Here is a 21,990-nt window from a genome sequence, read left to right as displayed (position 1 = left end):
GCTACTTCTGCTACTTCTGCTACTTCTGCTACTTCTGCTACTTCTGCTACTTCTGCTACTTCTGCTACTTCTGCTACTTCTGCTACTTCTGCTACTTCTGCTACTTCTTCAGCTTTTACTACTTCAGTTACTTCTGCAATATTTAAAGTTTCTTCGGATTTTATCGACGATGTAGCCATGGCCGTTTTGTTCTTAGTGTTGGCTTTATTTGCTGGCCCAGAAACCATCTCGCTACTCGTGGGTTTCGGTGAACCCTCCTCCTCGCTAGAGGTGCTCTTTACTAATTCACTTTGAAATGCGGAGTAATCCACACCAACATATCGTAGTTCTACTGGGTCACCTCTTCCCGACAAATAAGTAAGTTGCAGGCCTTCCTTAAACATTAAGGATTGAGATTTTTTTACATCACTGCTAATAATTGAAGTCAATTTCTCAACATTTTTTTTAATTGTCTGGTCGTTAACATCAAGTTTTTCTGCCGATAAAAGAGCAGATAATGCCTTAGAAGATTCTCCTATATTAAGCTGCACAATAGCTAAATCATTGTGTGCAGCAACGCTTAAGGGGTAGTCATTAACAAGTTGACGTAGGACCATTTCTGCTTCAGTAAAGCGCCCATATTCAATCAAAAGCTGACTACGCAAAACAGCCGCCTCAAAACCACTCATAACCTTTTCACGCTGACCTTCTCTAATCAGATCAATTGAACGAAAAAGATCACCCTTTCGCGCGCGCTCTACGATTCGTCCACTCCACTTCTCATACATCGCCGGATTACCGGTTCGTTCCGCAGCATTGGATGTTGCTTTCGTATCACTTCCAATCACAATGTATAAAGAAGTAATGGCGAGAAATCCAGAAATAGCCCACGTTGCAGTCTTTGTAGGCAAGATAGTATCCATTATCAAATCCAAATCGTATTAATATTCAGTTAACATTATCCCAAACAAAAATGAACGCACACTTAGTATCTATCAAATCATGAATTTAAATACCCGCACTCAAAATAATTTACGATAAAAGCCTGCCAATCACTATCATTCATAGCAAATAACAACAAGGCCCACACTCAACTTATCAAGTTAGGTATTGGCGCCTATCTTTTATTAATGTAGCCGTTATAATCCCAAGCAATTTACTACGTTAGTAAATTCCTAAGGGGTGGCATAGAAATAGAGACTCGCTACACGTCTCTTCGCCTGAGATGCATATGGAGTGCGAACCCTTTGAACCTGATCCGGATGATACCGGCGTAGGAATAGGAAAGTCTCATTTCTTCTTAATTTTCCCGCTTCTCAACCGGGTCTCTGAGCTTAATCCGGAGACTTGAATGTACTTTAAAATATCAACTTATACGAAATCAGCACTAGCACTTGCCATTCTATCAGCAAACCACTCACTAGCTGATGAAAATAATAGCTTTTCACTTCCCTCTATCGTTGTAACTTCCGGCTTTCGCGGTGTAGCACTTCAAGATGTTCCAACAAGCCTCACCGTCGTCAATGAAGAGACTATCACCGAACGTAATGCCGACCATTTAGAAGATCTCATTAGTCTTGCGCCTAACGTTAATTCATCAAGTGGCGCCTCTCATGCAAAATACTTTCAAATTCGAGGCATTGGAGAGCGAAGCCAATTTATCGGGCCAATCAACCCTTCTGTCGGCGTCATCATGGATGGCATAGACATGAGTAATATTGGTGGTGCAGCTACTATGCTAGATGCGGAACAAGTAGAAGTACTACGCGGTCCTCAAGGCACTCTCTATGGAGCTAATGCACTAGCAGGTCTCATCAACATTCGCTCTGCAGACCCTTCCACAATGACGAAAGGCAATATTGAAACAACTATTGGCTCGCATAATACAAGACGTTTTTCAGCAGCTGTAGGTGGCCCGGTTAATGAGAAAATAGGCTATCGTGTTGCTTTTGAAAGCAATCAAAGTGACGGTTTTACTGAAAATTTACACTTAGGCTCAGATGATACAAGCAATATTGACGAAACACTGTTTCGTGGAAAATTACGCATAGAAGCAACTGATAATCATATGATCGATTTAACCGCTTTTTATGCGGATATCGATAATGGTTATGATGCTTTCTCATTGGATAACACACGTTCTACATTATCCGATAAACCTGGCCATGACCGCCAAGAGACTTCAGCCCTTGCTTTGAAGTCTACGTGGACAGGACATGATGCTTTTACACTAGAGACATCATTGAGTTATTCTCAATCCGACTTAGAGTACGGATATGACGAAGACTGGGTGTTCGACGGTTTTCATGCAGATGGATACAATGCATTTGATAACTACATTCGAGACAACAAAACAGCGACAGCGGAGGTTCGATTAGTGTCAGCCCCTGGTGCAGAGCTGTTTAACAATTCTACATCATGGGCAACCGGGCTTTATTACTACAACAGATCATCTGATCTTCGTCGCGTATACACTTATCTAGCGAATGACTTCACTAGTGAATTTGATACAACACGCATATCTGCCTATGGACAATTAGAGTCTGCTCTTTCAGATACTTATATTTTGACCACTGGCCTTCGTATTGAACATTCTGAGTCTGAATACAAAGACAACGATGGGGCATCATCAAACCCAGATGACCTCTTAGTAGGTGGAAGAGTTGCTCTGGAATATCTTGCAAGTGAAAACACTACTATTTACGGCCTAATTTCTCGTGGATATAAAGTAGGCGGGTTCAATGCTGACGGATCGCTTCCAGAGAATTTAAAAGAATTTGAAACTGAATACTTATGGAATTATGAATTAGGTAGCAAAGGGAACTGGCTAGACAACAGCCTACAAACACAAATTGCTTTCTTTATTCAACAACGTGATGATGCTCAAATAAAGGGCTACCGAACAATTACTAACCCAGGAGGTGGGACTAGTTTTGTTGATTACGTAGGCAATACTGAAGAAGCATACAGCTACGGACTAGAAGCTGAAGCGCGCTGGTCTCTTAACTCAACCGTTTCTCTATTTGGGTCTTTAGGTTTATTAAATACTAAACTAAAAGATGACAGCGCCAAATTTGACGGGCGCGACTCAGCACAATCTCCTAGTTACCAATATTCATTAGGCGCAACTTTCAACCACGGTAAAGGTTGGTTCTCAGGGCTTGATGTAGAAGGTAAAGACGAGTATTTCTTTTCTGATAGCCATGACCAAAAATCCGATGCATACACTCTTCTCAATGCCAGAGTGGGATATAAAACAAAAGACTGGAATGTAAGTTTATGGGGCCGTAATTTGACTGACCAAGAAGTATCAGTCCGCGGCTTCTACTTTGGAAATGACCCTCGTAGCGGATACGCAGATACAAAATACACGCAACTTGGCGCCCCTCGTCAAATTGGAGTCACCGCAAAACTTAATTTCTAAACGCCTCTATATAACTACTGGTTGATAGCAACCAGTAGTTATATATACAAAAAACTGTAACCAAAAACAAACACTCTTTATTTGACAACCCAAAATATCGACTATAATTAAATTCTGTAAACTTACCTATTCAACACATGCTTGTTCAGTTTTCATGCTGATACGGCATGCATGCAGAGCTAAACTATGAAAATGCCAAGAAAAAACCTGAGCACAGTTGATCGAACCCTTCGTGGACTCGTTGGCATTATCTGTTGTTATTTCGGTGTTTTTGGAGGAGACCTAATAGGAGAGCCTATTGTTGAGGGAATCCTGCTTGTATTTGGTCTTTTGAATATCATTTCACTATTAACAGGCTGGTGCATGGTCTACCAAGCCGCCAACATTGACACAAGCAAATAAGCAGACTGAATCAAAGGTGCTTAAGTTTTGACCCACCATACTGGAAGCAGTTTACGGGCGAGATTACTTATCAGCTCGATAGGGATAGCTGTTGTTGTTTCTGCGATATTCATTGTCGTAGCTTATCGACTCACTGTCGATTTAGGTGAATCAACTGAGCTTGAATCACTTGAGATACAGACTGAAATGTTATTTTCTCAGTTGCAACACCTACAACCCGACCCTGAGGCCTTTGTAACGAGCGCAAATTATTTGGACTCTGGCACCTCAGAACTAGCTCCTATCTACTTAGTAATAAATATCCAAGGTGAAATTTACAAACAACAGTCTTTAGAAAACTATCCTTACAAAGACTTGCTCATTTCCGCTGACTTTAGGCCAAATACAAGCGGCATAATTACCGTCTCTGAAAAACGATTTATTTGGGCACAAAGAAGCACCCTGGACGAGGAAATATCACTGACTCTTATCCGCCCTACTGAATCCTTAGATCTTGCCTTGCAATATATTGTAAGGAGGTTATCTGTTACCGCATTCCTCACCTTCTGGATCGCTCTTTGGAGCGCACTTGTATTATCAGCCATAATTGTAAGAAGGATAGAAAAAAACAATGAAGAATTAGCATTCATGGCAACACATGACCCTTTAACTAAGTTGCCTAATAGATTGTATTTAATTGATAAAGTTAATCATTATACAAGCTCTACTAAGGGGCTCCTTATGAAAAGCACTCAAGATGTAAAGGGTGCTCTTTTAATGATTGATCTTGATCGTTTCAAAGAAGTAAACGATACACTTGGACATGCCATGGGAGATGAATTACTCATTGCATTAGCAAACCGATTCAGAGAAAAACTAACCGATTCATGCCTTTTAGTACGTACAGGTGGTGATGAATTTATTATTTGGTGCAAAGACATGGATGCTGACAAAGCCCTGTTGGTAGCAAATCAAATTATCCAGACCTGCAAGGTACCTGTTAAAGTAAATAATACGTTTCTTGAGTCATCAGCCAGTATAGGCATTGCCTGCTTCCCCCAGCACGGAAAGGATGTAGACACACTGGTAAAATGTGCAGATGTCGCCATGTATCAAGCAAAGCGACAACACCAAGGCGTAAAACTTTATGATGCCGCTAGTGATAATCATTCAATTTTAAGAGTGAAGCTAAGGGGCGAATTAAGCAATGCACTAAAGCATAAGCAGTTTGTTTTATACTACCAACCAAAAATTGAGTTAACGACAGGAAAAGTCGTGGGTGTAGAAGCGCTGGCGCGCTGGGAGCATCCTCAAGAAGGATTGATACCACCCAATGACTTTATTGACCTTATTGAGCAAAGCGGAATGGTGAATGAGTTCAGTAGGAATGTCTTATTAATCGCTATAAAACAAATAAGTGAATGGATGGATCAAGGCTTGAGCCTCACCATAGCGGTGAACATATCTCCTTATAACCTGTTAGACCCAGAGCTAACACCTTTCATCGCAACCTTACTGAAAACCTACCAGGTGCCTGCCGAAAAACTAGAAATTGAATTAACAGAAACGGCATCTATGATTGACATCCAAACAACAAGGCTTGCTTTTAGTAAATTAAGAAAGTCAGGGGTGAAATTATCAGTTGATGACTTTGGCACAGGAATGAGCTCACTTGCTTATTTGAAAGAGTTGGATGTAGATTTTATTAAGATAGACCGGTCTTTTATTATCAATATGTCAAATGATGAACGAGATAAAACCATTGTTAAATCTACCATTAATTTGATTAATAAACTTGGAAGATATTCAGTAGCAGAAGGCATAGAAACAAGTCACCAAGCTAGGCAGCTAGAGGCTATGGGGTGTGATTTTGGACAGGGTTTTTATTTTGCAAAACCTATGCCTGAAACCAAACTACGTGAATACGTAAATAAACAAAATCATCAAAGATAAGCAGGCTTGAAAGGATGTATTCAAGTGCCACGAATGCAGCACTAGAATACATTGATGAATATTAAAGCATTTCGACCGCAACTGCGGTGGCTTCACCACCACCTATGCACAATGATGCAACGCCTTTTGACTTACCCGCATTTTTGAGCGCATACAACAAAGTTACCAGAATACGTGAACCACTCGAACCGATAGGATGACCTAAGGCACAAGCACCGCCATTCACGTTAACTTTATTTGCATCCAAACCAAGTTCTGAAATGGCCAGCATAGATACGACCGCAAAGGCTTCGTTTATTTCGTAAAGATCAACATCATCCTTACTCCAACCCGCTTTAGTCAATACTTTATCAACAGCACCAATTGGCGCAATCGTAAATTCTGCTGGAAGCTGCGCATGTGTTGAATGTGCAGCTATACGAGCTAATGGCTTTAAACCACGAGCAATGGCATCAGACTCTTTCATCAATAATAGCGCTGAACCGCCATCAGAAATTGAACTTGAGTTAGCTGCTGTTATTGTGCCATCTTTTTTAAAAGCAGGTTTCAATGCACGGATTTTGTCCATTCGAGCATTACCAGGCTGTTCATCAGTATCGACAACAACCTCACCTTTACGCGTTTTAATGGTGACTGGAGCGATTTCATCTTTAAATGCACCCGACTCAATCGCTGCAAGGGCTTTATTTAGCGATCCAATAGCAAAGTCATCCATTGCTTCGCGGGTAACGTCAAAATCATCAGCACTTTTCTGAGCAAAAGCGCCCATTAAACCACCTTCATAAGCATCTTCAAGTCCATCAAAGAACATATGATCTATAACTTGAGAGTGTCCCATGCGCATTCCAGCACGAGCTTTAGGTAGTAAATAAGGAGATTGGCTCATATTCTCCATACCTCCCGCAACCATCACATTAACCTGGCCTGCCAAAATTTGATCATGAGCCAACATTACTGCTTTCATCCCAGAGCCACACATCTTATTAATTGTGGTAGCTCCAGCAGCATCAGGAACACCTGCGGCTCGAGATGCTTGGCGTGCAGGAGCCTGACCTAAGCCTGCGGGTAATACGCACCCCATAATAACTTCATCAATGTCCGAGCCTTTAAGGCCCGACCGCTCTACTGCTGCTTTGATTGCCGCAGCACAAAGATCCGGAGAACGAACATCGCTCAAACTACCCATCATGCCGCCCATTGGGGTTCTTGCCGCACTAACAATGACTACTGAATCTTGACTCATAACTAAACCTCAGTTTACGTAAACGTTAACTTTATTAAATAAAAAAGCCCCACTTTATCAGCAGGGCTCAGGGCTATGACTTAGATTAACCGAAGTTGCGTTTAACAATCTTCTGAATCTCACCAACAATACCACTACGGAAAGCCAATACACAGACTATAAATATCAGACCCATGATGATATGAACGTAATTTCCAAGCTCACCACCTGACAAGAAGTTCTGAATACCAACAACAACCGCGGCACCAACTACTGGACCAAAAATGGTTCCCATACCACCGAGCAGTGTCATTAATACCACTTCTCCAGACATGTGCCAATGCACATCTGTTAGTGAAGCCAATTGGAAAACCAATGTTTTTGTTGAACCCGCTAACCCAGCTAGCGCAGCAGATATTACAAAAGCAGCCCATTTATAATCATTAACATTATAGCCAAGTGATGTTGCACGTGGCTCATTATCACGAATAGCTTTTAGAATCTGTCCAAACGGAGAATGCACCGTACGGTTAATTAACCAAAATCCGAATAAGAAAATAGCAAGTACAAAGTAGTACATATTAAGATTATCGGAAAGGTCGATAAACCCAAACAAATGCCCACGAGGAATTCCCTGCAAACCATCTTCACCACCGGTGAATGGTGCCTGCAAGAATACGAAGAACATTAGCTGAGCCAAAGCCAGTGTCACCATTGCAAAGTATATACCTTCACGTTTTACTGATAACTTTCCATAAACAGCGCCTAACAATCCTGAGGCGATAGTACCAGCAAGGATCCCAAGCTCTGGGGTAAGCCCAGTATTCATCATGAGGTAACCTGTCACATAGCCACCGGTTCCAAGGAACACAGCGTGACCAAAAGACAGCAAACCAACAAATCCTAATAACAGATTGAATGCACAAGCAAATAAAGCAAAGCACAGCACTTTCATTAAAAGAACAGGGTAGAAGGCAAATGGTGCAACTAGAGCGAGCCCCAGCAAAACAATATTGAATTTAGATATTTTCATAACTGGACCCTCCTCAGGCTTCTTTACCAAATAAGCCGGCAGGCTTGATTAACAATACAACCACCATGACAAGGAAAATCACTGTGTTAGAAGCTTCTGGATAAAAGTATTTTGTTAAACCTTCAACAATACCCATGCCTAAGCCCGTAATGATAGCACCACCAATTGATCCCATCCCTCCGATAACAACAATGGCAAAAACTACAATCAAGATATTGGATCCCATATCTGGCGATACAGAGTAAACAGGAGCAGCCATAACACCGGCAAAGCCTGCTAACGCAACCCCAAAACCGAAAGTTAATGTAACCATTAATGGTACATTTATTCCAAAGGCCTGCATCAATGCTGGGTTTTCAGTACCTGCTCGCAAGTATGCACCCAGTTTTGTTTTTTCAATCATCCACCACGTACCAACACATACGATCAATGAGGCAATAATAATCCAAGCACGGTAATTAGGAAGATACATAAATGGTAGTTTAGTACCGCCTTTTAAAGCGTCAGGAATTGCATAAGAAAGACCTGAAGAACCAAACATATGTGTAAACAGACCCTGTAAAACAAGCGCTACACCAAAGGTAAGCAGCAAGGAATACAGATGGTCTTCATTTGCGATAGGTCGAATTAAGAAGCGCTCCATAAGTATACCTAGGAGACCGACTACGAGCGGCACAACAATGAGGGCAGCCCAATAACCAATGCCCAAGTACTGTAATGCTAAATAGGCGCCGAAAGCTCCCAGCATATATATAGCACCTTGCGCAAAGTTGATGATCTTCAACAACCCAAAGATAATCGCCAGCCCTAAACTCAGCAAAGCGTAAAAAGATCCGTTGATTAAGCCAACCAAAAGCTGACCGAATAAGCCAAACAGGTTGATTCCCAGAAACGTCGCCATATTTCTACCTCTAAAATTCGACCTGAATTACAAACAGATACGAACACGCGCCCGCTCCCCACCCTAACTTCTCAGTTATAGTGGGGTTCAGTGATATCACTGATGGGCTAATTTTTTATTATTTAAAGTCACATGCAGGTAATACAGGAGCGAACGCCTTATCACCAGGGATCACGCTTTCGATCTTAAAGATATCATCTTCAGATTTACGCTCAGATGCTTTAGTGATTCTCACTAAATACATATCGTGGACCATACGTCCATCAGAACGTAGCGTTGCATTTTTGGCGAAGAAGTCATCTGGTTTGGTAGACTTCATAAGCTTCATTACCGTATCCGAATCATCAGTACCTGCCGCTTTAACAGCATTTAGGTAATGCATTGTTGCAGAGTAAGCACCTGCATGTGGCATTGCAGGGATAACTCCCTGACGCGCTTTAAATCGAGCACTCCACTCACGCGATGCATCATCACGATCCCAATAGAAGCCAGTTGTAGTCAACATGCCGCCAGCAATAGCTGGATCCAATGCTTTAGCATTTGGCGTGAATACCAACAAGCCTGCAACATCCATCATTTCAGTTAAGCCAAACTCAGCAGCAGTCTTAAGTGAGTTTACAAAATCTGCTCCTGCATTTGCTAGACCAACAACTTCAGCACCAGATGCCTGAGCCTGCAAGATGTAAGATGAAAAGTCTGTTGTTCCTAGTGGAGCACGTACTGCACCCACAACTTCACCACCTTCAGCTTTAATTACTTTGCTAGCAATACCTTCTAGAGCATGACCGAAAGCATAATCAGCTGTGATAAAGAACCACTTTTTCTTACCTGATTGCACAATTGGCTTAACCGTACCGTTTGCCAATGCCACAACGTTATACGTCCAATGAGCATTGTAAGGAGAGCAAGCTTTTGTTGTAAAAGCATTACTTGCAGATGCCGCAATCAAAGCGATTTTTTTGTTATCTGTAGTAACTTTAGTAACAGCACCCGTTACACTTGATGCAACCAAGCCAGTAACCACATCAACTTCTTTGCTTTCTATCCATTCACGTACAATTGCAGAACCTACATCTGGCTTATTCTGATCATCTGCAGAAACGATTTCAATTTTCTTACCTAATACAGAACCACCAAAATCTTCTACTGCCATTTCAACAGCAGTAAGACAGCCTTTACCGCAGACATCTGCATAAACACCACCCATATCTGCTAACACACCAATTTTAACTTTGTCATCGGACAAGTCTGCATGTGCAGCAGTTGAGGTCAAAGCTACTGCCATGGCAGCAGAAAGAAGTGTTTTATTCATTAGTTTCATCGTTACTCTCCTGGTTAGAGCGTTTTTTATTGTTATAGCTTCAAGTAGATACCTGACAAAAATCAGACACCCAAATATGTATTCAAAAGTTCCGTTTTTGCCTCTAACTCATGCGCATATACTTCTTCGACAATATGGCCATGCTCCATGACGTAATGGCGATCTGCGATGGGGGCTGCAAAACGGAAGTTCTGTTCTACTAGTAAAATGGTGAGACCACGTTCTTTTAGCTGCAAAAGTACTTGAGCTAATTTTTGAACGATAACTGGCGCCAAACCTTCAGTAATTTCATCAAGTAGTAAAATATTTGCACCTGTGCGCAGTATGCGCGCCAAGGCCAACATTTGCTGTTCCCCACCTGATAAACGTGTGCCTTGACTATAGCGACGCTCATACAAGTTAGGAAACATGTCATAAATTTCTTCAACACTTACACCATCGGAGCGAACCGCAGGGGGGAGCATTAAATTCTCTTCAACATTCAAGCTGGAAAAAATCCCACGTTCTTCCGGGCAAAAACCCATCCCTAAATGTGCGATTTTATGCGCTGGCATTGAGATGGTTTCTGTACCATTGATTACAATTGAGCCAGTTCGACGGCCAACCATACTCATAATGGCTTTTAGTGTCGTTGATCGACCTGCACCATTTCGTCCTAACAAGGTAACAAGCTCACCCTGCCCGATTGACAAGTCAATTCCATGAAGAATATGAGACTCGCCATAAAAAGCATGCAAATCGTTTATGCGAATTTTTTCAGGACGTGTAGTACTCATGCCTGTACCTCTTCTGCAGCCACACCTAGATACGCTTCCTGAACCCGTGGATCAGCAGAAACTGTTTCATAATTACCTTCAGTAAGAACAGCACCACGCTGCAATACAGTAATCTGGTCTGCAAGCTTGGAAACAACGTGAAGGTTATGTTCAACCATCAAAATCGTACGATCCTTAGATACACGCTTAATCAAGTTTGCAACAACATCAACATCTTCATGCCCCATCCCCTGCGTTGGCTCATCGAGCAACATAAGTTCCGGCTCAAGCGCCAATGTCGTGGCAATTTCAAGAGCACGCTTTCGACCATAGGAAAGGTCGACAGTTTTAGCATCTGCAAAATCACCCAGACCGACCGACTCCAAAAGCTCTACAGCCCTGTCGTTTAGACGATTAAGGATCTTATCTGACTTCCAAAAATGAAAGCTATTCCCTTCTTTGCGCTGCAATGCAACACGAACGTTTTCCAGCACACTAAGGTGTGGAAAAACAGCTGAAATCTGAAATGATCGCACCACACCTTTACGTGCAATCGCTGCAGATTGCATTGAGGTAATATCATTTCCGTTAAACAAAATCGTGCCTGATGTTGGCGTAAGAAATTTTGTTAATAAGTTAAAAACGGTTGTCTTACCAGCCCCATTAGGGCCGATCAGCGCATGTATATTACCTCGCTGAATTTTAAGACTCACATCATCTACGGCCGTAAAGCCTTTAAATTCTTTTATGAGATTCTGTGTTTCTAAAACGTAATCTGCACTCATGCGGTACTATGCCTCTTGTTCTTATTGTGCATCTTTCGCTGCGCCGAATGCTTACCTTGTACGTAAGCGCTGTATAGAAATTAGCAATTTCCCCTACTGGAAGCCAAGTAGTACTTTGGTCTAACTACCCCCCTGAAACCCCTATAAATGACCGCTAAACCTATACATAACAACAACTTAACAAATAAAAAAATAATCATGTATACTTCGTCTACAACCTTTTTATACTTTACGTTTACGTAAACTTCCTTTACATTAACCTTAAATACGGCGCGGCATGAGAAACATGGAAAAAAAGTCGACTTACTCAATCAGCGAATTGGCAACCGAATTTGATATCACAACTAGAAGCATTCGGTTTTACGAAGACCAAGGGCTGCTCTCACCACGCCGTCGGGGGCAGACTCGTATTTATAGCCGACAAGACAGAGTGCGCCTCAAATTGATTTTACGAGGCAAGCGATTAGGATTTTCGCTTGCTGAAACGAGAGAACTGTTTGACCTTTGGGACGAGACTTTATCGGGAAGCGAAAAACAGTTATCGCTCCTCCTCGATAAAATCCTTGAGCGTAAAGCTGCTCTTGAACAACAACTCAACGATATCGCAATGGTTCGCCTAGAACTCGAAAGTGCTGAAACCCGTTGTACCGATGCACTTAAGGAACTAGCGAGCAAAAAAAAACAAAAAGCGAACCTGGACTGACAAACGTCAGGAAGGAATAAGCTATCACTAAGGATGTCACTGATGATTTCTCAATACACAGAACTGAACTTCGGACTTGGCGAAACAATCGATATGCTCCGTGAGCAAATCAATAACTTTGCAACTAAAGAAATTGCTCCCCGCGCAGAACAGATTGATGTAGATAATGAGTTCCCAAATGATTTATGGCGCAAATTTGGCGACATGGGTTTACTCGGTATTACAGTTGACGAAGAGTACGGTGGTGTTGGCATGGGTTATCTTTCCCATATCATCGCAATGGAAGAGATCAGTCGTGCTTCTGCATCGGTAGGACTATCCTACGGCGCGCACTCAAACCTCTGTGTAAACCAGATTCATCGCAACGGTACCGAAGAGCAAAAGCAAAAGTACCTGCCCAAGCTTGTTAGCGGCGAACACATTGGTGCTTTGGCAATGTCCGAACCCAATGCTGGTTCTGATGTGGTATCTATGAAGCTTAGCGCTCGTGACAATGGCGATCACTACCTGCTAAATGGTAACAAAATGTGGATCACTAATGGTCCTGATGCAAACACATATGTCATTTATGCTAAAACCGATACTAAAGCGGGCCCTCGTGGCATTACTGCTTTTATCGTAGAGCGCGACTATCCAGGTTTTTCTCGCCATCAGAAACTAGACAAGCTAGGCATGCGTGGTTCTAACACTTGCGAGCTTGTTTTCCAAGACTGCCCTGTTCCTAAAGAAAATATCCTTGGTGAACTAAACGGCGGCGTAAAAGTACTCATGAGCGGCCTAGATTATGAGCGCTTAGTTCTTTCTGGTGGCCCACTGGGTATTATGCAAGCGGCTATGGACATCTGTGTCCCCTACATCCGCGATCGTCAACAGTTCGGCCAACCTATTGGTGAATTTGAGCTGGTACAGGGCAAAATCGCTGATATGTACACACTAATGAATGCTTCTAAATCTTATGTGTACCTCAATGGTATGGCGGCTGAGCGTGGCGAGACTTCACGTAAAGATGCAGCAGGTTGTATTCTCTTTACTGCTGAAATGGCCACTAAAATTGCATTGGATGCTATCCAGCTATTAGGCGGAAACGGCTACATCAACGAATTCCCAACAGGTCGCCTGTTGCGTGATGCCAAGCTTTATGAAATCGGCGCGGGTACTTCAGAGATCCGCCGTATGCTAATTGGTCGCGAACTTTACCTTAACAAGTAAGCGTTTATTTATTAGCTAGTATTCCATCAAATCGAACTAATACAGGTTCTGGTGATCAAGCATCACCTGAATCTGGTGAGGACAGGATATGTCGATAATCCAATCCACAGTAAATACCCGTGCTGAAGATTTCGTATCTCGTGAAGAGTCAATGCAAACAGCAGTATCAGACCTTCGAGAAAAGGTAAGCACTATAGAACAAGGCGGCGGCCCTTCTTACCAAGAACGCCACACAGCGCGCGGGAAATTACTCCCACGCGATCGTATCAATACATTGATCGATCCAGGATCCGCTTTTCTTGAGCTGTCACAAATGGCTGCTTATAAAGTGTATGAAGATAACATTCCTGCTGCGGGTATTATTACCGGCATTGGCCGTGTATCTGGCCAGGAATGCATGGTCATCGCCAACGATGCTACCGTTAAAGGCGGAACCTATTTTCCTCTGACCGTTAAAAAGCACCTTAGAGCACAAGAAATTGCTGAGCAAAATCACCTTCCATGTATCTATCTTGTAGATTCAGGTGGTGCCAACCTTCCACAGCAAGACGATGTTTTCCCTGATCGTGACCATTTTGGCCGCATCTTTTTCAATCAGGCGCGGATGTCATCTAAAGGCATCCCTCAGATCGCTGTCGTTATGGGCTTATGTACTGCAGGTGGTGCTTATGTACCAGCTATGGCGGATGAGTCTATTATCGTTCGCGATCAAGGTACGATCTTCCTTGCTGGGCCACCGCTTGTTAAAGCAGCCACCGGTGAAGTAGTGAGTGCTGAAGACTTAGGCGGTGCAGATGTTCATTGTAAAGTATCGGGTGTTGCCGATCACTATGCGGAAAATGATCAACACGCGCTACAGATCGCTCGCACATGCGTTGCCAATCTAAACCGTAAAAAAGAGATCAACATAAACATCAAACCTTCGGTAGAACCACTCTACCCTGCTGAAGAGCTATACGGCATTGTCGGTACCGACCTTAAAAAGCCATTTGATGTTCGCGACGTCATTGCACGTATCGCTGATGGTTCTGAATTTGATGAATTCAAGAAGAATTACGGCACAACACTGGTAACAGGTTTCGCTCACATCTATGGCTACCCTGTCGGCATTATTGCCAATAACGGTATTTTATTTAGTGAGTCTGCGCAAAAAGGCGCTCACTTTATTGAGCTTTGTTGCCAACGTAAAATTCCATTGCTGTTCTTGCAGAACATTACCGGCTTCATGGTTGGGCAAAAATATGAAGCGGAAGGTATCGCTAAGCATGGAGCCAAGCTGGTAACAGCCGTTGCTTGTGCTGAAGTACCTAAGCTGACCGTTTTAATCGGCGGATCGTTCGGTGCAGGCAACTATGGCATGTGTGGCCGCGCCTACAGCCCTAACTTCCTATGGATGTGGCCAAATGCACGTATTTCGGTTATGGGTGGTGAACAAGCGGCTGGCGTAATGGCAACCGTAACCCGAGATGGTAAAGAACGTAAAGGTGAAAACTGGTCTGCAGAACAAGAAGCTAATTTCAAGCAACCTATTATCGACACCTATGAACACCAAGGACACCCATATTATGCATCTGCTCGCCTTTGGGATGACGGTGTAATTGACCCAGCTCAAACCCGAGCAGTTATCGGCATGGGCCTTTCTGCTGCGCTGAATAAGCCTGTTGGCGAAACCCGCTTCGGCATATTCAGAATGTAATGGAGTGATTCATATGCCTGATAATAACAACCGCGTCCTATTGAACATTAGTTCAGATGGAATAGCGCAGCTCACATTAAATCGACCTGAAGTGCATAACGCTTTTGATGACAATGTTATAGAGCAACTCATCACGCAACTTGAAAATGTTGCGAGCAATGATGATGTTCGTGTACTGATATTGCGTTCAAATGGCAAAAATTTCTCTGCCGGTGCTGACCTTGCATGGATGAAGCGCATGGCTAAGAACTCTCACCAAGAGAACTTAGAAGATGCTGCCCGGTTAGCCAAACTGATGGAGCTTCTTAACGACCTGAATAAGCCGACAATAGGATTAGTTCAAGGCGCCGCCTACGGAGGCGCCGTTGGTCTTGCAGCATGCTGCGATATCGTTATCGCCTCTGAGGAAGCACAGTTTTGTCTAAGTGAGGTCAAAATTGGTCTGATACCTGCTGTGATTAGCCCTTACGTTGTTCGGGCCATCGGCGAGCGGCAGTCTCGTCGCTACTTTCTGACGGCAGAAGCATTTCCTGCTGCCACTGCCCAGGATTTCGGGCTGGTTCATGAAGTAGTTGCATCACCAGAGCTATTTGATGATGCCTGTGCACGTTTCACTCGCACACTCAGTAAAAACAGCCCTCAGGGAATGCGGGCAGCCAAGGAGCTTATCTTTGCTGTCAGCCATAAAGTTATTGAACAAACAGTAATCCACGATACGGCAAAGCGTATTGCAGACATTCGTGTCAGCAATGAAGGACAGGAAGGCCTAAGTGCTTTTCTAGAAAAACGTAAACCTAACTGGATTCAGGAGTAAGTCACTATGTTCAGCAAGATTTTGATTGCAAACCGTGGCGAGATCGCTTGCCGTGTTATTCAGACAGCACATCGCCTTGGTATTCGCTGTGTCGCCGTATATTCAGAAGCAGACCGTAATGCTCGCCATGTAGCCATGGCAGATGAAGCCTTTTTATTAGGCCCTGCCCCAAGTAGCGAAAGTTATTTACGTGCCGATAAAATTTTAGATATCGCCTTAAAATCAGGTGCTCAAGCAATACACCCGGGCTACGGTTTTTTGTCGGAAAACACTGAATTTGCCGATGCATGTGAAGCTAACAATATTGCTTTTATTGGCCCGCCCGCTTCTGCTATTGCATCTATGGGATCTAAATCTGCTGCGAAAGAGATCATGCTTAAAGCGGATGTTCCTTTGGTACCGGGTTATCACGGGGACGATCAAGACCCTGCTCTTTTGAAAGTAGAAGCTGAAAAATGCGGCTTCCCTCTTCTACTTAAAGCCATTGCAGGTGGTGGTGGTAAAGGGATGCGTGTTGTAAATCACATTGGTGAGTTTGACGAAGCCTTAGCGGCCGCTCAGCGCGAGTCTCAAAATGCTTTCGGTAACCCCGACATGCTCATCGAGCGCTACCTCACACAGCCACGTCATGTTGAGATTCAAGTATTTTGTGACAAGCAAGGTAACGGTGTTTACCTAGCTGAACGTGATTGCTCTGTTCAGAGACGTCACCAAAAAGTTATTGAAGAAGCCCCAGCACCAGGCTTATCAGAAGAAACCCGTAAAGCGATGGGTGAAACAGCGGTTGCAGCAGCAAAAGCTATTGATTATGTCGGTGCAGGTACTGTTGAGTTCTTATATGACGTAGATGGCTCTTTCTATTTCATGGAAATGAATACGCGCCTACAGGTAGAACACCCTGTTACTGAAATGATTACTGGCCAAGATTTGGTTGAATGGCAGTTACGTATTGCTGATGGAGAGCCTCTACCATTACAACAGGATGATATTCAGATTCGTGGCCACGCATTAGAAGCACGTATCTATGCTGAAGACCCTGATAATGACTTTTTGCCAGTAACCGGTACGTTACAATATCTTCGAACACCCGATGAAAATGCGCATGTTCGCGTCGACACAGGCGTTATCGAAGGCGATGATGTTAGTGTTTATTATGATCCAATGATTGCTAAACTAATCGTTTGGGATGAAGACCGCGAACAAGCAATCAACCGAATGGTGCACGCACTTGAGTCCTATCGCATTGGCGGGATGAAAACCAACATTCGCTTCCTACGCCAATTGGCCGATAGCAAGCCTTTCCGCGATGAAGAGCTCGATACTGGTTTTATCGAAAAGCATAACGACTTACTTTTTCAAACAGCTAAAACAGATATTCAAAGCCAACTAGCCTTAGCAACGAGCTATGTTCTTGAAACAGAACGCCAATCTCAGCCCGTCAAAGGTGACCCTGACTCGCCCTTCAACTTACAAACCAGCTGGCGTCTGAATACTAATTATTCTCGCCCAATGGAATGGGTTGTTGGGGATGAGCACCATCAAGTAAGCATTCTAGAGCAGCCAAACGGTTATGAGATCACCGTTGATAATGTCTCTTTTAAAGTGTCTGCCACTTTGCGTGATGACCATTTACGAGCTGTCATAAACGGACATCGCCTCAGTATTCATGGCCACCTTGCTGGCGATGATATGACACTGTTCCGTGAAGGAGATCAATTCCAATGCACACTCTTCCGTCACACATTTGAGGAAAGCGACCAAAGCGGTGGCGGTTCTCTTACAGCTCCAATGAATGGCGCAATCGTTGCTGTTCTAGCGGAACCTGGACAGAGCGTTTCTGAAGGCGATACGCTGGTTATTATGGAAGCCATGAAAATGGAGCATAGCATTCGCGCTCCTCATGACGGGGTTGTCAGCGAGATATTCTTTGCTGTTGGTGACCTCGTATCTGATGGAGCAGCACTCGTAGCGGTCACGCCGGCTGAGGAGGCGTAATATGGGCCTTCCTAGCAAAGCACGCATCGTCGAGGTAGGCCCACGTGATGGTTTACAAAACGAATCAGGTCCAGTGATTGAAACGGCAATTAAGGTCGAATTAATTAATCGCCTTGCCGAAGCTGGTGTAAGTCACATAGAAGCCGCCAGCTTTGTCTCTCCTAAATGGGTACCGCAAATGGGTGATGCTGCTGAGGTTATGGCAGGTATTACTCGAAAAGCGGGGGTGGCTTACGCCGCCCTTACACCCAATATGAGAGGGGCTGAAGGCGCCATTGTTGCACGTGCCGATGAAGTGGCTATTTTTAGTGCTGCATCAGAATCTTTCACACGCAAAAACATCAACTGCTCTATTGCCGAAAGCATTGAACGCTTTATTCCAGTTGTTGAAGCCGCCAAGAAAAACAATGTTCGCATTCGTGGCTATGTTTCGACGGTACTTGGTTGCCCTTATGAAGGGGACATTGATCCAGCTCAAGTTGCTGCGGTTGCGCGTGAGCTACTAGATATGGGATGTTACGAGATCTCACTTGGCGACACTATCGGTGTGGGTACACCTGTAAAAGCAAGAAAAATGCTTGCTCGTGTCGCTAACGAAGTTCCAATGAACCAATTGGCAGCACATTTCCATGATACTTATGGTCAAGCTTTAGCCAATATCTATGCGGTCATGCAAGACGGTGTCAGCGTTATCGATACATCTATTGCAGGACTGGGCGGTTGCCCATACGCCAAAGGTGCATCAGGCAATGTTGCTACTGAAGATGTGGTTTATATGCTCAACGGCTTGGGTATAGATTCCGGTATCGATTTAGACAAGCTCGTTCCTATCGGCAACTGGATTACCCAAAAAATAGGACGCACCAACGGTTCTAAAGTAGGTCTCGCCATGGCGTGTGGTGAATAAATAATAATAAGCATGAGGCACTGTAGCATGAGTCAACCAACGCAGATTACCGCACTTGACCTACCTATTCCGGATAAAGAACAACTTCCGGACGAGTTTCAGAAATACTTCAATAAATGTGAAGAGAAACTAGGGATGGTTCCGAATGTTCTCGCCGCTTATAGCCAGAATACAGCTCAGCTGGACGTATTTGCTCGTTTTTATAACGAACTTATGTTCGGTGAAAGTGAACTTACCCCGCTTGAAAAAGAGATGATAGCGGTTGTCGTATCTGCACAAAACCATTGTTACTACTGCCTCACTGCGCATGGTGCTGCCGTTCGCGAGTACTCGGGTGACCCCGTATTAGGAGAGCTCATGGTAATGAATTATCGTGCAGCTGATCTAAAGCCTCGTCAACGCACCATGCTTGATTTTGCTGATAAATTAACAAATCAGCCTGACCAGATTCTTGAATCAGACCGCCAAGCCCTACGGGATGTCGGATTCAGCGACCAAGGTATCTGGGATATCGCCAATATAACAGGTTTCTATAATATGACTAACCGCGTTGCTAGCGCAGTGGAAATGCAGCCTAACTTGCAATACCACGCCAACCATCGCGGTTCTTAAAATTAATAGATGACCTGATAAATATAATATTGCAGGGATTATTATGACTATTAAACTGCCAAGCTATACCAGCGGCACTTCCAGCAAACCACTTTTGGGTATGACCATTGGTGATAAATTTGATGAAATAGCAGCAACCTTCCCAGACAACGACGCACTGATCGTTCGCCATCAAGGGCTGCGTTATACCTATAGCCAACTTAAAGACGTGGTTGATCAAGCTGCACGTGCTTTTCTTGCTATCGGTGTAAAACGTGGTGACCGTATTGCTATGTGGGCACCTAACTGTGCAGAATGGACCATTACTCAGTTCGCTACCGCCAAAGTAGGCGCTATTCTCGTTAACATTAATCCAGCGTACCGTTTGCATGAACTTGAATACGCTCTTAATCAGTCAGAAGCTCGTTTCATCGTAACGGCCAATACATTTAAAAGCTCAAACTATACAGAGATGCTGTTTGAACTAGCACCAGAGCTTAAAGCATCTGCAGAAGGCAAGCTAAAATCGATGAAGCTCCCCTCTCTTGAAGGCGTAATAAACCTGTCTGATGAAAACTTCTCAGGCATGTGGAGCTGGACACAATTCACCGCCATGGCAGAAAACGCCAGCGCAGAACAAGTTCAAGAAGTGCAAAGCCAACTACAGTTTGATGACGCCATCAATATTCAATACACATCTGGCACAACAGGCTTTCCTAAAGGTGCAGCACTGACTCATCATAATATTCTGAATAACGGATATTTTGTGGGTGAAAGCATGAACCTAACTGAAAATGACCGGATGGTTATTCCTGTGCCTCTTTATCACTGCTTCGGTATGGTAATGGGTAACCTAGGTTGCATGACTCATGGTTCAGCCATGATTTATCCAGACGAAGCCTTTGATCCAAAAACTGTTCTTGAAACAGTAGCAGAAGAAAAAGCGACAGCTTTGTATGGCGTGCCTACTATGTTTATCTCTGAGCTGGATCATCCAGAATTTGATAGCTTTGACCTTAGTACGTTGCGCACAGGCATCATGGCAGGCTCCATCTGCCCTGCTGAAGTAATGAAAGCCGTTAATACTAAAATGAACATGAAAGAAGTTCAGATCGCTTACGGTATGACAGAAACAAGCCCTGTTTCTACTCAGACCGCTGCTGATGATCCATTTGATAAGCAGGTAACGACTGTAGGCCGCACCCAGCCTCATCTTGAAACAAAACTCATTGACCCTGCTACCGGCAACATTGTTGGCCACGGCGAGATCGGGGAGCTTTGTACTCGTGGTTACAGTGTCATGCTGAAGTATTGGAACAACCAAGAAGCAACAGAGAAAGCGATTGATGCTGGCGGCTGGATGCACACTGAAGACCTCGCAACAATGGATGAAGAAGGCTACATTCAAATTGTTGGTCGCATCAAAGACATGGTTATTCGTGGCGGTGAAAACGTTTATCCAAAAGAAATTGAAGAGTTTCTTTATACTCACCCGGATATATCAGACATCCAGGTAACCGGTGTACCCGATAAGAAATATGGTGAAGAACTGATTGCATGGATCAAACTACACCCAAGCGCAGATGCTGATACCGTTACAGAAGATCAGTTACGTGCATTTTGTAAAGGAAAAATCACCCATTTCAAAATCCCACGTTATTTTAAGTTTGTTGATGAGTTTCCAATGACAGTAACAGGAAAAATTCAGAAGTTTAAAATGCGTGAAATTTCTATCGCTGAGCTAGGTTTAGACGATATCTAGCAACAGCTCACAAAAAAGGCCAACTCCATAAAGACTTGGCCTTTTTTACAGATTTAATAATCGTTACGAAGAACTAAGAGAACTCCAGTAATGCGGAACATGAGTCAAACGTACAACGGACTCACACACAATACATTTATATAAGGTGTCATTAAAATTGTGATGCTCTTCAACTAAACCTAAATGCGCATTCGTTTGCTGGGTTTGCATCAACTTTTCACACTGCTCACACTTCTGCACTTTGCTACTCACTCACATACGTCTCTCTAAAAACCAATAGTGTCAAAAACACCCCTTTATCGCAGCGCGCAACACTGCGACCATTAAAAAAATGATCGCTTATTGTAGAACTTCCTTTGCAATGAACTCGTTTGTTTAAAACAAGAATCGTAATTATACTCCGCCTTTAACAAAAATGAATATAAACTGAATACACTTTAGTAGATATCTTCTCATATGTAGTTATCGTTAATTGATATAGATCAATTTTTTAGCGTGACAATTCTCATCAAAAAGCCAAAAGACCTCAAACAACAAACGGTATGAATAATAAAATGCC

18 protein-coding genes and 1 riboswitch are annotated in these 21,990 nt (G+C 43.4%); of the genes, 11 read left to right on the top strand and 7 right to left on the bottom strand.

Annotation, left to right across the window (positions count from 1 at the left end; all coding sequences use genetic code 11):
* Positions 1-902 (bottom strand): hypothetical protein (locus tag QZZ55_RS02860; protein ID WP_293265105.1); only part of this gene is annotated, 902 nt, incomplete at its 3' end.
* Positions 903-1,147: 245 nt separating this feature from the next.
* Positions 1,148-1,276: riboswitch (TPP riboswitch) on the top strand.
* 54 nt (positions 1,277-1,330) lie between these two features.
* Here QZZ55_RS02860 and QZZ55_RS02855 point away from each other — a divergent pair.
* From QZZ55_RS02855 to QZZ55_RS02845, 3 genes are all read left to right on the top strand, one after another.
* Positions 1,331-3,403: a TonB-dependent receptor gene (locus tag QZZ55_RS02855; protein WP_293265103.1), complete on the top strand. Its 2,073-nt coding sequence runs from the start codon at positions 1,331-1,333 to the stop codon at positions 3,401-3,403.
* A gap of 186 nt (positions 3,404-3,589) precedes the next feature.
* The gene (locus tag QZZ55_RS02850) at positions 3,590-3,805 is read left to right on the top strand and encodes a DUF2892 domain-containing protein (RefSeq protein WP_293265101.1); all 216 of its coding nucleotides are present in this window, start codon (positions 3,590-3,592) and stop codon (positions 3,803-3,805) included.
* Positions 3,806-3,991: 186 nt separating this feature from the next.
* Entirely contained in the window at positions 3,992-5,737 is a 1,746-nt protein-coding gene (locus QZZ55_RS02845; protein WP_293265099.1) for a bifunctional diguanylate cyclase/phosphodiesterase, read from the top strand.
* Between the two features lie 61 nt (positions 5,738-5,798).
* Here QZZ55_RS02845 and QZZ55_RS02840 read toward each other — a convergent pair whose 3' ends face one another.
* The 6 genes from QZZ55_RS02840 to QZZ55_RS02815 all read right to left on the bottom strand — a co-directional run bounded on the left by QZZ55_RS02840 (position 5,799) and on the right by QZZ55_RS02815 (position 11,754).
* Positions 5,799-6,980, bottom strand: a complete 1,182-nt coding sequence (locus tag QZZ55_RS02840; protein ID WP_293265097.1) for an acetyl-CoA C-acyltransferase — start codon at positions 6,978-6,980, stop codon at positions 5,799-5,801.
* Positions 6,981-7,065: 85 nt separating this feature from the next.
* Entirely contained in the window at positions 7,066-7,992 is a 927-nt protein-coding gene (locus QZZ55_RS02835) for a branched-chain amino acid ABC transporter permease (RefSeq protein ID WP_293265095.1), read from the bottom strand.
* Between the two features lie 13 nt (positions 7,993-8,005).
* Positions 8,006-8,893 (bottom strand): branched-chain amino acid ABC transporter permease, encoded by an 888-nt coding sequence (locus QZZ55_RS02830; RefSeq protein WP_293265093.1) that lies wholly within the window; start codon positions 8,891-8,893, stop codon positions 8,006-8,008.
* A 118-nt stretch (positions 8,894-9,011) separates the two neighbouring features.
* A complete protein-coding gene (locus QZZ55_RS02825; protein ID WP_293265091.1) occupies positions 9,012-10,214 on the bottom strand; it encodes an ABC transporter substrate-binding protein in 1,203 nt (400 codons plus the stop codon).
* A 62-nt stretch (positions 10,215-10,276) separates the two neighbouring features.
* Entirely contained in the window at positions 10,277-10,990 is a 714-nt protein-coding gene (locus QZZ55_RS02820) for an ABC transporter ATP-binding protein (RefSeq protein ID WP_293265089.1), read from the bottom strand.
* Positions 10,987-11,754 (bottom strand): ABC transporter ATP-binding protein, encoded by a 768-nt coding sequence (locus QZZ55_RS02815; protein ID WP_293265087.1) that lies wholly within the window; start codon positions 11,752-11,754, stop codon positions 10,987-10,989. Before QZZ55_RS02815 ends, QZZ55_RS02820 begins: the two co-directional genes overlap by 4 nt.
* 286 nt (positions 11,755-12,040) lie before the next feature.
* On the opposite strand from QZZ55_RS02815, the gene QZZ55_RS02810 reads away from it, so the two are divergent.
* The 8 genes from QZZ55_RS02810 to QZZ55_RS02775 all read left to right on the top strand — a co-directional run bounded on the left by QZZ55_RS02810 (position 12,041) and on the right by QZZ55_RS02775 (position 21,431).
* On the top strand, positions 12,041-12,457 hold the full coding sequence (locus QZZ55_RS02810) for a MerR family DNA-binding transcriptional regulator (protein WP_293265228.1): 417 nt from the start codon (positions 12,041-12,043) through the stop codon (positions 12,455-12,457).
* A gap of 42 nt (positions 12,458-12,499) precedes the next feature.
* The gene (locus QZZ55_RS02805) at positions 12,500-13,666 is read left to right on the top strand and encodes an isovaleryl-CoA dehydrogenase (RefSeq protein ID WP_293265085.1); all 1,167 of its coding nucleotides are present in this window, start codon (positions 12,500-12,502) and stop codon (positions 13,664-13,666) included.
* Between the two features lie 88 nt (positions 13,667-13,754).
* Entirely contained in the window at positions 13,755-15,362 is a 1,608-nt protein-coding gene (locus tag QZZ55_RS02800; protein ID WP_293265083.1) for a carboxyl transferase domain-containing protein, read from the top strand.
* Positions 15,363-15,375: 13 nt separating this feature from the next.
* Positions 15,376-16,176 carry an enoyl-CoA hydratase/isomerase family protein gene (locus QZZ55_RS02795; protein ID WP_293265081.1) on the top strand — a complete coding sequence of 267 codons (801 nt, stop codon included), beginning with the start codon at positions 15,376-15,378 and terminating at the stop codon, positions 16,174-16,176.
* A 6-nt stretch (positions 16,177-16,182) separates the two neighbouring features.
* Entirely contained in the window at positions 16,183-18,171 is a 1,989-nt protein-coding gene (locus QZZ55_RS02790) for an acetyl/propionyl/methylcrotonyl-CoA carboxylase subunit alpha (RefSeq protein ID WP_293265079.1), read from the top strand.
* A gap of 1 nt (position 18,172) precedes the next feature.
* Entirely contained in the window at positions 18,173-19,078 is a 906-nt protein-coding gene (locus QZZ55_RS02785; RefSeq protein ID WP_293265077.1) for a hydroxymethylglutaryl-CoA lyase, read from the top strand.
* Between the two features lie 27 nt (positions 19,079-19,105).
* Positions 19,106-19,690, top strand: coding sequence for a peroxidase-related enzyme (locus QZZ55_RS02780; protein WP_293265075.1), 585 nt, complete (start codon positions 19,106-19,108; stop codon positions 19,688-19,690).
* A gap of 43 nt (positions 19,691-19,733) precedes the next feature.
* Positions 19,734-21,431, top strand: coding sequence for an AMP-binding protein (locus QZZ55_RS02775; protein ID WP_293265073.1), 1,698 nt, complete (start codon positions 19,734-19,736; stop codon positions 21,429-21,431).
* Positions 21,432-21,990 lie beyond the last annotated feature (559 nt).

It is taken from the genome of Neptunomonas sp., from assembly GCF_016744175.1.
Classification (GTDB): Bacteria; Pseudomonadota; Gammaproteobacteria; order Pseudomonadales; family Balneatricaceae; genus Neptunomonas.
This window is presented reverse-complemented; position numbering and strand designations above follow the sequence as displayed.